Below are 12,758 nucleotides of genomic sequence, written 5' to 3' on the forward strand. Positions count from 1 at the left end.
TCCGCCGCGGCACGCCGCCCGCGCGGTCATCAACGCGGCGTGTCGTCCACCGTCTCCGAAGTCGTGACCGGCCCTGTCCGCGTCTCCATTGTTGGACTCGGTCTCAAAACTCTCGGCTAAGCCATAGGTTCGACCGACATCTCGGCCCCTGTGCGGGGGTCACCGCGCACGACTTCGGAGCGACCGCAAGACGCGCCGGGGAGAGGACCAGGACGACGGCGTGTCGGTCGCGAGCTCCGAAGTTGTGCCCGACGGGAGACGGGGAGCGGAGTCAGCCGGCGAAGGCCCAGAACAGGGCGCCGGCGTAGAGCAGCGAGGTGAGCGACGTCAGCGCGAGGGCGATGACCAGTTCCCGCGGTTGACGGTAGGTCCAGACGATCACGATCGCGGGAAGCCCGGCCAGCAGCGCGAGCAGGGAGATCCAGGCGATCGGGAATAGCAGCGCGAGGAACACGGCGATGCCGAACGGCACGAGCACGAAGAGCGTGAAGAGGACCTGCGTGGCGCGGCGGCCGATGAGGACCGTCAGGGTGCGCTTGCCGACCTCGCGGTCCTGATCGATGTCGCGGAGGTTGTTGGCCAGCAGCACCGCGCAGGCGAACAGTCCGGCGGCGATCGCTCCCAGCCAGGCCTGCTGCGGGAGCATGAAGACCTGCACCCACGTGGTACCGAGGGTGGCCACGAGCCCGAAGAACACGAAGACGAAGACCTCGCCGAGGCCGTAGTACCCGTAGGGCCGCTTCCCGCCGGTGTAGAACCAGGCGGCGACGATGCAGGCCGCGCCGACCGCGAGCATCCACCACTGCCCGGTGCGGACGACGATCGCCACACCGACCACGGCGGCGAGCGCGAAGAAGACGAGGCCGATGACGAGCACCGTGCGCGGCTTCACGCGGCCGGAGGCCGTGAGCCGCGCCGGGCCGACCCGATGGGCGTCGGTGCCGCGGATGCCGTCGCTGTAGTCATTGGTGAAGTTCACGCCGATCTGCAGCAGGACCGCCACAGCGAGGCACGCGAGCGCGATCACCCAGTGGAACTCCGGACCCGTACTACGTGCGGCCCCCGTGCCGATGACGACGGGGGCGATCGCGAGGGGCAGCGTGCGCAGACGCGCCGCACCGATCCAGTCGCCGATCGTCACGGGACCCGCTTCGACGACCGGCCGTTTGGCCGGGTTTCCGCTGGTGCGCGGCGGGGTGCGCCGACCGGACTTCTTCTTGCGCTGGGAGGATGCTGCCACCCACGGAATCCTAGTCGTCGCGGCGAGGCGGCGAGCTCAGCGGTGCGGGTTGCTGTCCTTGCCGTCGAGCCAGAGCTCGTCGGTCTTGTCGGCGTGCGCCCCGGTCATGCCGACGTGTTTGTCGCTGATCTTCGGCCCCTTGAGGATGACGTGGACCATGGCCTGCGCGTGGCCGTGACCGAGGCCGTACTCCTGCTTGAGCCAGTTGAGGACGACGGTGGATTTCGTGCTCTCGTCGAACCCCTGCTCGTGGGCGAGGGCGATGAACTGCCGCGGCGTGAGGCCGGTCTGGGTCTCGACCTTGTCGAGGTATGCCTGGAAGGACATGGTTCTCTCCACTCTCCGTCCCCGTCGAGGAACGTCTGGATGATGATCCCACGTCGCCCGGTCTACTCGGCGGACGCGACCGGGATGATGGGCCGGTGCTCGTAGTAGGTCTGCAGGACCACGGTCGTGCGGGTGCTCACGTTCGCCGCGAGCCGGACATCGCGGACGAGCTGTTCCAGGTCGCGCGGCGTCGGTACGCGGACGAACAGCATGTAGCTCGCGTCCCCGGCGATGGAGTGACACGCCTCGATCGCGTCGAGGTGCTCCAGGAGCTCGGGGGCGTTGTCGGGCTGGGCCGGATCGAGCGGCGTGATCTCGATGAAGGCGGACAGCGGAGTCCCCGCCTGCTCCGGGTCCAGGATCGCCCGGTAGCCGGTGATGACGCCGCGGGTCTCGAGTCGCCGCAACCGGGACTGCACCGCCGACACGGACAGCCCGACGGCCTCGGAGAGCTGGGACAGCGTCGCCCTCCCGTCACGGGAGATGGTCGCCAGGATCGCACGGTCGACAGAATCATCCATAGCTGTAAGATTATCGTCAGGATTCCGTTATCACCGGAATCTTTCCGTTTTTCACTGCGATCGGAGGTTCCGATGTCCCTCGTTTCCGCCAACAGTTCCGCTGTTCAGGCCATCGTCGGCGAACCCGAGGTCGTCGAAGATGCGTCGATCGTCGAGAACTCCGCCGCCTGGGCGCAGCTCAAGCAGGCGGCGATCGCCATCCGCGAGCTGCAGATCAAGGACGGCTCGATCCCTGGCGCTTCGACAAGCTCGGCGACCCTGGACCAGGCGACCGCGCTCGTCGGGGAGATCACCGCCGCGATCCGGGCCCTCGCCCCCGCCTTCCCCCACGACGCGGAGTACCTCTCCGCCTCCATCGCCGACTTCGAGCGCTGGGCGGCCGAGGGCTTCGGCGTGCCGGACTTCCTCGACTCGCTCGTGGCCTTCCAGCCGCAGCAGCATCGCGTCGACGGCATCCGCCACCTCGTGGTCTTCCCGATGTACACCCAGAACGGCTCGAGCGACCGCCTGGTCGAGGCGCTCATCGTCGAGACCATCTGGCCGGAGTTCATCGCCGCGCTCGAGGCCGGCGATTACGGCAACAAGCTCTTCGTCTCGCTTCGGCTCGTGGACTTCACGCCCGGCTACGACACGAACTCCGCCGTGCTCTTCCCGGAGACCGTCGCCATGCGCGAGATCCCGACGTTCACCTGGGGCGCGATCTTCCAGGACCGCGAGGCCGCCCGCTACCGCCGCGTGGTCCGTGCGGCCTCGGAGATCACCAACCTCGACCTCCCCGAGCGCGCGGCGGCGATGCTGGAAGACCAGGAGGTCGCCGAGAAGACCTTCGTGATGTGGGACATCATCCACGACCGCACCCACATGCGCGGGGACCTGCCCTTCGACCCGTTCATGATCAAGCAGCGGATGCCGTTCTTCCTCTACTCGCTGGAAGAGATGCGCTGCGACATGACGGCGTTCCGTGAGTCGGTGAAGATCGAGCGGGCGCTGGATGCCCGGGTCGCCGCGGGCGAAGAGCTCACGGAGACCGAGCGGGAGATGCACGAGTACGCGCACCTCGTGCAGTACGCCGTGATCTTCGACCGCATCTTCCGCTTCGCCATCACCGGCACGCGCGTGCGCAACTACGACGCGGTGGGCGGCCAGCTCCTGTTCGCGTGGCTGCACCAGCGCGGCGTGCTGCACTGGACCGACACGGCGCTCGCCTTCGACTGGGAGAACGTGCCGGACGCCGTCGTGGCGCTCGGTGACGCGATCGACGACCTGTACTGGCACTCGATCGACCGCCCCAAGGTCGCGCACTGGCTCGCCGCCTACGAGCTGGTCCGCAGCACGCTGACGCCGCACCCCGCGTCGCAGTGGGCCCGCGGACTGTCGGACGAGATCCTCGCCGGGGCACCGAAGGGCTACACGGACGCGGTCCTGGACGACGAGTTCCCGCTGTCGATGTTCTTCGAGACGCTCGACAAGAAGATGAAGCCGGTCATCGAGTCGACGGTCGGCATCCGCGGCACGGACGACTGATCCGCACCGCTCCGTTGTGACGCTGGGGCGCACCACCTCTGCGGCCGGAGACCCGGATCCCGGGTCCGGCCGCAGAGGCATCTCCGACCGAGAGGACACCGCATGACGACGCCGACGAGCCGGGAAGCGCAGGGCCGCGTGGTCGTGCTGGCGGGGGCCACGAGCGCAGCGGGACTGGCGGCGACGAGGGCCTTGCGCGATGCCGGCGCCCGGGTGGTCGCCACCGGCCGTACGTCCGAGCGACTACGCGCCCTGGCCGAGGCGGGCGCCGAGACGGCGGTCGCCGACGCGACCTCCCTCGCCGACATGACGGCGCTCGCCGGGCGGCTCGAGACGGTCGATGCGGTCGTGCCCCTCGTGGGCGGCTGGCGAGGTGGAGGCGGACTCGCCGGGCAGACCGACGAGGACTTCGCGGCGCTGCTCCCGGCGCTGGAAGCGGTGCGGGCGACGAGCCGGGCCTTCGACGGCCGTCTCCGCGCCTCGGCCGCCGGACGGTTCGCGATCGTGTCGTCCACCGCCGTCGCACGGCCCCTCGCCGGCGGAGCGAACTACGCAGCGGTCAAGGCGGCGAGCGAGGCCTGGACCCGTGCCGTCGCCCAGGGGTACGCCAAGATCGCCCGCGAAGCCGACGAACCGCTGCGCGCCGCTGCCGTCGTGTTCCGCGCCAAGGCGCTCGATCCCGATGCCCTCGCCGCGCGTCTCGTCGGGCTCTGGGACACCAGCGCCGCCGACCTCAACGACCGCGTGCTCGACCTGGGCTGAGTCCCGGTCCGCGCCGTCACCGGGACTCGGGCGGTATCCCGGGGACGATCGGCGGGGCGTCGCGATGCGTGTCCGGCCTGTCCTTCGCCCCTTCCGCGTCGTCGACGGCGGAATCCTGAGCCTGCGCCTCCTCCGGTGCCGGATCCGGGGCGGTGGCGTACAGCTCGGTGAGGGTGCGGTACGACCGGGTGAAGAAGGCCAGGCTCGCGGCGACCACCATGATCAGCCCCGCGAAGAGGCAGATCAGTGCGATGCCCCGCGCCTCGCCTTCGCCGAGGAGCCACCCCCACTGCCGCTGCCCCTGCGCGCTGTCCATGTACGGGATCACGAGGAACTCGGCGATCGGGGCGATGAGGAAGGCGGTGATCGGAGCCGCCGCCGCTTCCATCGCGGCCGCAGTACCGAACACCCGTCCCTGGCGCGCGAACGGCACGACCTTCTGGATTACGGTCTGCTCCGCGGCCTCGACGGGAGGCACGAGCGCCATGTACACCCACATGCCGAGGACGTACAGCGGCCACCACTCGCGCAGCATGAAGATCGCGCCGAGGAGCCCCATCGCGATCACGACGAGGAGCATCGTGCGGACGGGCTTCCTGCCGAGGCCGAACTTGGCCACCAGTCCCCCGCCGATGAGGAAACCTGTCGAGGCGAAGGCCAGGGCGAACCCCCACATCTGCGCGTCGAACAGCGTGAGTCCGTACGGATCCATGAGCGCCATGTAGACGCCGCCGATGAGGTTGTTGAAGGTCGAGAAGACGATGAGCGCGAACAGTCCGGGCGCCTGGCGGATCGCCTGGACGCTGCCGCGGAAGTCGACGGCGCTCTTCGCCTCCGGATCGACCTCGGGCTCCGCCTCCGGTATCCGGATGAACAGCAGGTGCGCGAACGTGAGGGCCATCGCCGCGATCGCGGTTCCCAGCGTCCACCCCATGCCGAGGAAGCCGATCGACAGGCCGGAGAAGACGCTCGTGACGAGGAACGCGATCCCCTGCACGGTGCCGACGAGACCGTTGGCGTTGGCCCGTTTCTCCTCCGGCACCAGCAGCGTCACCGTCGTGGACAGCGCGATGTTGCGGAGCTGCTCGATCACCCCGCCGAACAGGATGACGCCGGAGAAGAGCCAGAACCACGGTCCTCCGAGGTCGAGCAGGGAGGCCTCGGGCTGCCAAAGGTAGAGCACGCCTGCGACGAGGAACGCCGCCGCGGAGATGACGCTCGACAGCAGCATGACGCGGTGCTTGCGGTGCCGGTCGACGATGGTGCCGAACATCATCGCGAAGAACGCGACGAACAGCATGTACGCACCACCGATGATGCCCGTGGCCAGCACGGACCGGGTCTCGATGTAGACCCAGAACGTGAGGGCGAACCACAGGAAGCTCGTCGTGACGTTGGCGATCAACGTGTTGACGAGGACGTTCGCGAAAGCGGTCTTCGCCGCGCTGCGCTCCATGGGTTCGAGGGTAGAGCGGGCTTCCGACATCCGGTAGGGGAAGGCGATTAGGCTTGTCCGGTGAGCATCCCGCACGACCCCGCCATCCGGGGCTTCGCCAGTGACAACTACTCCGGCATCCACCCCGAGGTCCTGGCGGCCCTCGCGGCCGCGAACGGGGGCCACCAGGTGGCCTACGGCGAGGACGCCTACACCGCCCGCCTACAGGAGGTGTTCCAGGCGCACTTCGGCGACACCGCTGCGGCGTACCCCGTGTTCAACGGCACCGGGGCGAACGTCACCGGCCTGCAGTCGATGCTGCCGCGCTGGGGTGCCGTGATCGCGGCCTCGACCGCCCACATCAACGTCGACGAAGGCGGAGCGCCCGAGAAGATCGGCGGCTTCAAGCTCCTCACCGTCCCCACCGACGACGGCAAGCTCACCCCCGACCTCATCGACCGCGAGGCCTGGGGCTGGGGCGACGAGCACCGCGCGCAGCCGCTGGTGGTCTCGATCACGCAGTCCACCGAGCTCGGCACGCTGTACACGGCGGAGGAGATCCGCACGATCGCCGATCACGTCCACGCGCGCGGCATGAAGCTCCACGTCGACGGCGCGCGCCTGTCGAACGCGGCCGCCGCCCTCGACCTCCCGCTGCGGGCGTTCACGACCGACGCCGGGGTGGACGTGCTGACCTTCGGCGGCACGAAGAACGGCGCGATGCTCGGCGAGGCCATCGTCGTGCTGAACCCGGAGGCCGCCGTCGGCCTCAACTACGCGCGCAAGTTCAACATGCAGCTCTCGTCGAAGATGCGGTTCGTCTCGGCGCAGCTCATCGCCCTGCTCGACGGCGACCTGTGGCTGCGCAACGCCCGGCACGCCAACGCCATGGCGGCCCGGCTCCGCGGGCGGATCGAGGACGGTCTCGCCGACGGGTCGATCGTCGGAGTGGAGTTCACGCAGCCGACGCAGGCGAACGGCGTGTTCGCGACTCTGCCGGAGGGCGTCGCCGATCAGCTCCGCGACGTGTTCCGCTTCTACGACTGGGACGCCGCGCGCCGCGAGGTGCGCTGGATGTGCGGCTTCGACACCGAGGAGTCCGACGTGGACGCCTTCGTCGACGCCCTCGCCCGCCTCACGCGCCCCTGACACCCCGGGTTCGCGTCGAGACCCCGGGGTGCTCGCGCGTCTACGCCGGGGTGTGGGCGCGAAACCGGGGTCTCGGCGGGAGAAGGTCGCCTAGCGCTTCGACTTGCGGTAGCCGGCCTTGACGGCGGCGCTCTCCGTGGAGAAGCACGCCTCCGGCTTCGTCTTCGCGTAGTACGCCCCGCTCCGCACGTGATAGATCATCGACTGCGCGTTGCCCTTGATGGGAGCCCACGCGGGGCAGTTCCAGGTCGAGATCGGCGTGGTGCGCCCCGGATAGACGACGGCGGCCGTCCGAGCCGATGTGCGCGCGGCGGAGATGTAGCCGCTCTTCGTGCCGGTGACCCGTACCGTGATCCTCGCCTTCACCATCGCCGGGGTGACGACGAGTGTCGAGCCGGTCGCACGGGAGATCGCCCGCCCGTTCATGTACCACTGGTAGCTCAGCCGGGTGCCGCTCGTCCAGGTGTACGGGACGGCCGTGAGGCGGGAGCCCACGATCGCGGATCCGGTGATCCGGGGCGTCGGTGCGGACAGGATCCCCTTCACCGCGGCCGTCGGCTTCGAGCGCCGTGATGCGGCGGCGTATCCGGCTTTGGTCCCGGAGACGACGACGGTCACCGTCTTCACGGCCGCCGACGACGGAAGCGTGAACGAGGCCGCGGTGGCTCGTGCGACAGCGGCACCGTTGATGTACCACTGATACGTCAGCCGTGTTCCCGCCGTCCAGGTTCCGGTCCTGACCTTGAGGGTCTGCCCGACGGTGGGCGTGCCGGTGATCGACGGTGTCGGGGCGACGAGCGGGCGGAGCACGGCGGCCGTCGCGGCCGAGGCGACCGTCGCCGACGCGAAGGCGGCCTTCTTCCCGGTCACCCTGACGGTGATGCGCGTCCCCGCGTGCGCCGTCGTCAGCGCGAGGGAGGAGGCCGTCGCCTTGGCGATCGCCTTTCCGTTCGCGTACCACTGGTAGCTGAGCGCGGCACCCGCGGTCCAGGCCCCCGGAAGCGCTCGAAGGGTCTGTCCGACGACCGGCGTACCGCTGATCGTGGGCACCGAGGTCTCCATGCGGTGCAGCGCCTCGAGTGCGGCATCGATCCCCGGCCGCGCCTCCCCTGCAGCCAGCACGAGCGGCCGCGCCTTCTCGAATCGAGGTGCGTCCTGCCACCACTCCGAGACCGCGCCCGCGACCGACGATACGAAGGCGACGCGATACTCGCCCGCCGGCAGCCCTCCGACGGCGAACGTACCGGCGTCCGTCACGACGTTGGCGGCGGCGACCGCGGCTCCGGCTCCGGCCGCCGGGTAGACGGCGACGACGACCCGCTGCCCGGTGATGTCCACGCCGGTCGGCGCGGTGACGCGCCCGGAGACGAGGGCGGAGCGCTCGAGCACCACGTCGCGCACGAACCCGTCGGGCCCCACGGACACGACCTCGCCGACCTGCGGGCCCCCCTGATCGAAGACGGCGCGTCCCTCCGACACCACACCGAGGACGACGTCGCCCTGCGGGACGCGCAGGGAGTACGACCCGTCTGTCACGCCGACGGCCGCGAGCGGGGAACCGGCATCCGCCCCGGGTGCATAGGCCGCGACGAAGGTCCGTCCCGCGCTCAGATCGGTGCCGTCAGGGAACGTGACCTGTCCGGAGACGACGGCGGTGCCGTCCGGATCCGTCTCACCGGGAGCGGCGGCGATCCCCGCGGCCGATTCCACTGCCGTGGGAAGCGCTTCGGCGACCCCGGGGAAGGCCGGGTCGGGCGCAACCGCCGCGCCGGCGGGGGCCGCGACGAAGACGAGCCCGGAGGCGAGGAGCGCGGCGGCGACCGTGACGGCCAGCGCGCGGAGGGTGCGGAGAGGAGCGGCGAACGCCATGAGCATCCTTCGGGACGGACGCGGTCGACGACCGCGCGGATCAGGGCGTTCTGAACAGATCACCTTCGTCATGAATACCGCTCCCGCGCTCCGAGGACAAGCTCGGATTCCTGCCCCTTTCGCCGAGACCCCGGGCCGCCGTCGAAACCCCGCGTTCCGCACGGGTCAAGCCCGGGGTCTCGACGCGAAGCCGGGGTCTCGGCGGGGAGGGCGCGAAGAGGGTCAGCGGAGGAGACCGAGGCTGGCGAGCGCGTGCCGGATGAGGGTGCCGCGGCCGCCCTCCATCTCGGCGGCTACGGCATCGGAGGCGGCGGCCTCCGGGGAGAACCACGTCACCTCCAGCGCGTCCTGACGCGGCTCGCACGTGCCGGTCACAGGCACCACGAAGGCGAGGGAGACGGCGTGCTGACGGTCGTCGTGGTACGCGCTGACCCCCGGGATCGGGAAGTACTCGGCCACCGTGAACGGCAGCGGCTGCGGCGGCAGCATCGGGAAGGCCATGGGACCGAGGTCATTCTCGACATGACGGAACAGCGCGTCGCGGATCGTCTCGCCGAAGCGCACGCGGCCCGACACGATCGTGCGCGTGATCTCGCCGAGCGGGGTGGAGCGCAGCAGCACGCCGATCTCGGTGACCTGACCGGAGCCGTCCGTGCGCACGGGGATCGCCTCGACGTAGAGCATCGGAAGGTGGCGCCGCGCCTCCTCCAGCTCGACGTCGCTCAGCCAGCCGGGGTTCGCGTCCGGGCTCGGCGGGTTCGCGTCGCGGAACGAACCGAGGCCCTCGTCTTCGGGCTCCGGCTCCGGATCGGGTGTGCGCACCGCCATGCCTCCTTTCTACCAGCCGTCCTCGTCGATGGGGAGCACCGGCGCGAGCCCTGGCAGGATGACGGTGTGACCGAGAACCTGACGATCGACGCTGCCGCGACGCGCTGGTCGCCCCCTGACCCCGCCGGGCTCCCGCTGCTCGTCCTGCTGCACGGGTACGGCGCCGACGAGCACGACCTCTTCGGCCTCGTCCCGTATCTGCCCTCCGGCATCGCCGTGGCCTCGGTCGCTGCTCCGCTCGCCCCGCCGTGGCCGACCCCCGGTCGCTCCTGGTACCCGATCGAGGGGCTCGACGGACGCAGCTCCGCCGCCGTCACCCTCGCGGCCGAGGCGTTCCTACGCTGGCTCGACGAGGCCGCGGCGGACGCGCCGTCGGTGGCGCTGCTCGGGTTCTCCCAGGGTGCCGCGGTATCCCTCCAGGCCCTGCGGCTCGCGCCCGAGCGGTTCGGTGCGGTCGTCGCACTGAGCGGGTACGCCGCCCCGGACGCCCTTCCCCAGGACGAGCATCTGGCGGAGGTCAGCCCTCCGGTGTTCTGGGGCCGCGGCACGCACGACGACGTCATCCCCGCACCGCTGATCGCCCACACGGCGCAATGGCTCCCCGCGCACACGACCCTCTCCGGCCGCGTCTACAGCGGCCTCACCCACAGCATCTCCGAGGAGGAGCTCGGCGACGTGCACCGCTTCCTCACGACCTGGGTCGCGGGGATCGACGCGGATCAGGCGGAGGGGCCTCGGCCGTCCTGAGTGTCGTCGCCGGAGTCCGGGTCGTCGACGGCGTCGGCGCCGTCCGACCCTTTCTCAGTGCTGCCTCCCGATCCGCGGAAGGCCACGGACAGCGCGATGCCGATGGCGACGCCGAAGACGAGGCCGAGGGCCCAGTTCTGCAACGCGACGCCCATGGAGACACCGATGGCCATGCCGACCGCGAGACCGATGCCGAGGCCGGTCCTGGCGCGCATCTCCTCCGGGCTGGGGTTCCGATCGTCTGCCATGCCTCCACGGTAGAAGCCCGCAAGCACCCCCGTATCCCCCGCGCGACGGACCCGCGACACGCCCGGGAGTTGCACGACGCGACACGCCCGGGTATCGTCGTGGCGTCCTGTCCGCCGTGTCTGGAAGTCCTTTGATCTGAATCGTCGCCTCCGCGCCCCTCTTCTCGCGCGCTGACCCGACGATCGCCGACTCCCCGGCAGACGCCCTCCTCCGCTTCCGTGGCTCCACGGCCCGGCAGGGGCTCGGTGTCAGTGCACCCTCGCACTCGACAGGAGACACCCCATGTCACACCCCTCTTCCTCGCACGCCTCGGTCGTCCTCGACCGGCTCTCCTTCACCTGGCCGGACGGCACGGTCGCGCTCGACGGCGTCTCCGGAGCCTTCGGTGCCGGGCGCACGGGCCTCGTCGGCCGCAACGGCGCCGGCAAGTCCACCCTGCTCCGACTGATCGCCGGGGAACTCGAGCCCACTTCCGGATCCCTCAACACCTCGGGCGAGGTCGCCTTCCTCCCCCAGCAGCTCACGCTCGACGTGGACCGCCGGGTGTCCGACCTCCTCGGAGTGACGGCGGCCCTCGACGCCGTGCGCGCCATCACGGCGGGCGACGTCGACCCGGTGCACTTCGACGCGGTCGGCGACGACTGGGACATCGAGGCACGGGCGGAGGCCTCCCTCGCGGAGGCCGGGCTCGTCCCCGCGTTCCTCGACCGCACGGTCGGCGAGTTGTCCGGCGGGGAGGCCGTGCTCGTCGCGATCGCCGGGATCCGGTTGCGGCGGGCACCCATCACGCTCCTCGACGAACCGACGAACAACCTCGATCGCGACGCCAGGGCCACCCTCGCCGCGATGGTGCAGTCGTGGAAGGGCACGCTCATCGTCGTGAGCCACGACCTCGCACTGCTCGAGCTCATGGACGACACCGCCGAGCTCTACGGACGGAACCTCTCGGTGTTCGGCGGGCCGTACTCCGAATGGCGCGCGTGGCTGGATGCGGAACAGGACGCGGCGAAGCAGGCCGAGGTCGCCGCCGCCCAGGTACTCCGCAAGGAGAAGCGGCAGCGGATCGAGGCCGAGGTCAAGCTCGCTCACCGGGCCCGCACCGCCAAGAAGGCCGAGGTCGAGAAGCGCGTTCCGAAGATCATCGCGCACGGTCGGAAGATGGCCGCCGAGGTGTCCGCAGGGAAGCTGCGCACCGAGGTCGGCGCGAAGGAGGACGCGGCACGTGCGGCACACGATGCGGCGGGACGGCGGGTGCGGTCCGACGCGTCGATGAAGATCGAGCTTCCGGACCCCGACGTGTCGCGGAGTCGGCGGATCGCCGAGCTGAACGGGCCCGAGCGGTCGTGGGTGATCCAGGGTCCGGAGCGCGTGGCCCTCGTCGGACGCAACGGCGCCGGCAAGACGACCCTGCTGGAGCGGCTGGTCGACGGGGCCGTGCACAACTCAGGAGCAGAGGCGCCGGAACGTCCGAATCCGACGCCGGAGGCGGAGATCGGGCGCGATCTCCTGAGTTGTGAACGGCCGGAGCTCCGGGCGGAGGCGCTCACTGACCGGATCGGCTACCTCCCGCAGCGCGTCGACGGTCTCGACGAGAGCCTCTCCGTCTTCGCGAACGTCGCCGCCGCGGCACCGCAGGTCCCGGAGAAGGAGCTCCGCAACCGGCTCGCACGGTTCCTCATCCGGGGCGGGACGGCCGACCGCCCGGTGTCCGCGCTGTCCGGCGGGGAGAGGTTCCGGGTCGCCCTGGCCCGGTTGCTCCTGACGGATCCGGCTCCGCACCTCGTCGTCCTCGACGAGCCGACGAACAACCTCGACCTCGACACGGTCGACCAGCTCGTCGAGGCGCTGCGGGCCTACCGCGGCGCGGTGCTCGTGGTGAGTCACGACGACGCCTTCCTCTCCCGACTCGACCTCGACCTCACGCTCGAGATCGACGCGGACGGCGTGCTGCAGGAGGTGGTGTGACCTCGTCACCCGTTCCGTCTGCACGACCCATGTCCGCCCGCACGACCGGAACCACGGTTCGGTCGTGCGGGCGGGACCGGGTCGTGCGGGCGGGAGAGCCGGGTGTCAAGGTCCGAGCCGGATGTCGGTGGGGTCGGGAATG

12 protein-coding genes are annotated in these 12,758 nt (G+C 70.5%); 5 read left to right on the forward strand and 7 right to left on the reverse strand.

Going from position 1 to position 12,758, the window contains the following annotated elements; genetic code table 11:
- Nucleotides 1-271: 271 nt before the first annotated feature.
- The 3 genes from MICNX66_RS13585 to MICNX66_RS13595 all read right to left on the reverse strand — a co-directional run bounded on the left by MICNX66_RS13585 (nt 272) and on the right by MICNX66_RS13595 (nt 2,088).
- Nucleotides 272-1,240 (reverse strand): 1,4-dihydroxy-2-naphthoate polyprenyltransferase, encoded by a 969-nt coding sequence (locus MICNX66_RS13585; RefSeq protein ID WP_187662303.1) that lies wholly within the window; start codon nt 1,238-1,240, stop codon nt 272-274.
- Between the two features lie 36 nt (nt 1,241-1,276).
- A complete protein-coding gene (locus tag MICNX66_RS13590; protein WP_187662304.1) occupies nt 1,277-1,567 on the reverse strand; it encodes a DUF4287 domain-containing protein in 291 nt (96 codons plus the stop codon).
- 62 nt (nt 1,568-1,629) lie between these two features.
- Nucleotides 1,630-2,088, reverse strand: a complete 459-nt coding sequence (locus MICNX66_RS13595; RefSeq protein ID WP_187662305.1) for an Lrp/AsnC family transcriptional regulator — start codon at nt 2,086-2,088, stop codon at nt 1,630-1,632.
- 72 nt (nt 2,089-2,160) lie between these two features.
- Here MICNX66_RS13595 and MICNX66_RS13600 point away from each other — a divergent pair, with 72 nt between their 5' ends.
- Both MICNX66_RS13600 and MICNX66_RS13605 read left to right on the forward strand, forming a co-directional pair.
- A complete protein-coding gene (locus MICNX66_RS13600; RefSeq protein ID WP_187662306.1) occupies nt 2,161-3,612 on the forward strand; it encodes a DUF6421 family protein in 1,452 nt (483 codons plus the stop codon).
- 102 nt (nt 3,613-3,714) lie between these two features.
- Nucleotides 3,715-4,374, forward strand: a complete 660-nt coding sequence (locus MICNX66_RS13605; RefSeq protein ID WP_187662307.1) for an SDR family oxidoreductase — start codon at nt 3,715-3,717, stop codon at nt 4,372-4,374.
- A 16-nt stretch (nt 4,375-4,390) separates the two neighbouring features.
- On the opposite strand, the gene MICNX66_RS13610 is transcribed toward MICNX66_RS13605, so the two are convergent.
- Nucleotides 4,391-5,830 (reverse strand): MFS transporter, encoded by a 1,440-nt coding sequence (locus tag MICNX66_RS13610; protein WP_187662308.1) that lies wholly within the window; start codon nt 5,828-5,830, stop codon nt 4,391-4,393.
- Nucleotides 5,831-5,890: 60 nt separating this feature from the next.
- On the opposite strand from MICNX66_RS13610, the gene MICNX66_RS13615 reads away from it, so the two are divergent.
- Nucleotides 5,891-6,958 (forward strand): threonine aldolase family protein, encoded by a 1,068-nt coding sequence (locus tag MICNX66_RS13615; RefSeq protein WP_187662309.1) that lies wholly within the window; start codon nt 5,891-5,893, stop codon nt 6,956-6,958.
- A 90-nt stretch (nt 6,959-7,048) separates the two neighbouring features.
- Here the strand turns inward: MICNX66_RS13615 and MICNX66_RS13620 are convergent, their stop codons facing one another.
- Entirely contained in the window at nt 7,049-8,827 is a 1,779-nt protein-coding gene (locus MICNX66_RS13620; protein WP_187662310.1) for a sunset domain-containing protein, read from the reverse strand.
- Nucleotides 8,828-9,049: 222 nt separating this feature from the next.
- A complete protein-coding gene (locus MICNX66_RS13625) occupies nt 9,050-9,655 on the reverse strand; it encodes an NUDIX hydrolase family protein (RefSeq protein ID WP_187662311.1) in 606 nt (201 codons plus the stop codon).
- A gap of 66 nt (nt 9,656-9,721) precedes the next feature.
- Between MICNX66_RS13625 and MICNX66_RS13630 the strand changes: the two genes are divergently transcribed.
- The gene (locus MICNX66_RS13630; protein ID WP_187662312.1) at nt 9,722-10,402 is read left to right on the forward strand and encodes an alpha/beta hydrolase; all 681 of its coding nucleotides are present in this window, start codon (nt 9,722-9,724) and stop codon (nt 10,400-10,402) included.
- Here the strand turns inward: MICNX66_RS13630 and MICNX66_RS13635 are convergent.
- Entirely contained in the window at nt 10,375-10,650 is a 276-nt protein-coding gene (locus MICNX66_RS13635; protein WP_187662313.1) for a hypothetical protein, read from the reverse strand. The two genes, MICNX66_RS13630 and MICNX66_RS13635, sit on opposite strands and share 28 nt — an antisense overlap.
- Nucleotides 10,651-10,933: 283 nt before the next feature.
- On the opposite strand from MICNX66_RS13635, the gene MICNX66_RS13640 reads away from it, so the two are divergent.
- Nucleotides 10,934-12,616, forward strand: coding sequence for an ABC-F family ATP-binding cassette domain-containing protein (locus MICNX66_RS13640; protein ID WP_187662314.1), 1,683 nt, complete (start codon nt 10,934-10,936; stop codon nt 12,614-12,616).
- The last annotated feature ends 142 nt before the right edge of the window (nt 12,617-12,758 follow it).

The organism is Microbacterium sp. Nx66 (assembly GCF_904066215.1).
In the GTDB taxonomy this organism is placed as follows: Bacteria; Actinomycetota; Actinomycetes; order Actinomycetales; family Microbacteriaceae; genus Microbacterium; species Microbacterium meiriae.

Coding starts and splice junctions, on each gene's coding strand:
- MICNX66_RS13590 (WP_187662304.1), bottom strand. CDS start 1,567: ATGTCCTTCCAGGCATACCTCGACAAGGTCGAGACCCAGACCGGCCTC.
- MICNX66_RS13595 (WP_187662305.1), bottom strand. CDS start 2,088: ATGGATGATTCTGTCGACCGTGCGATCCTGGCGACCATCTCCCGTGAC.
- MICNX66_RS13600 (WP_187662306.1), top strand. CDS start 2,161: ATGTCCCTCGTTTCCGCCAACAGTTCCGCTGTTCAGGCCATCGTCGGC.
- MICNX66_RS13605 (WP_187662307.1), top strand. CDS start 3,715: ATGACGACGCCGACGAGCCGGGAAGCGCAGGGCCGCGTGGTCGTGCTG.
- MICNX66_RS13610 (WP_187662308.1), bottom strand. CDS start 5,830: ATGGAGCGCAGCGCGGCGAAGACCGCTTTCGCGAACGTCCTCGTCAAC.
- MICNX66_RS13620 (WP_187662310.1), bottom strand. CDS start 8,827: ATGGCGTTCGCCGCTCCTCTCCGCACCCTCCGCGCGCTGGCCGTCACG.
- MICNX66_RS13625 (WP_187662311.1), bottom strand. CDS start 9,655: ATGGCGGTGCGCACACCCGATCCGGAGCCGGAGCCCGAAGACGAGGGC.
- MICNX66_RS13635 (WP_187662313.1), bottom strand. CDS start 10,650: ATGGCAGACGATCGGAACCCCAGCCCGGAGGAGATGCGCGCCAGGACC.
- MICNX66_RS13640 (WP_187662314.1), top strand. CDS start 10,934: ATGTCACACCCCTCTTCCTCGCACGCCTCGGTCGTCCTCGACCGGCTC.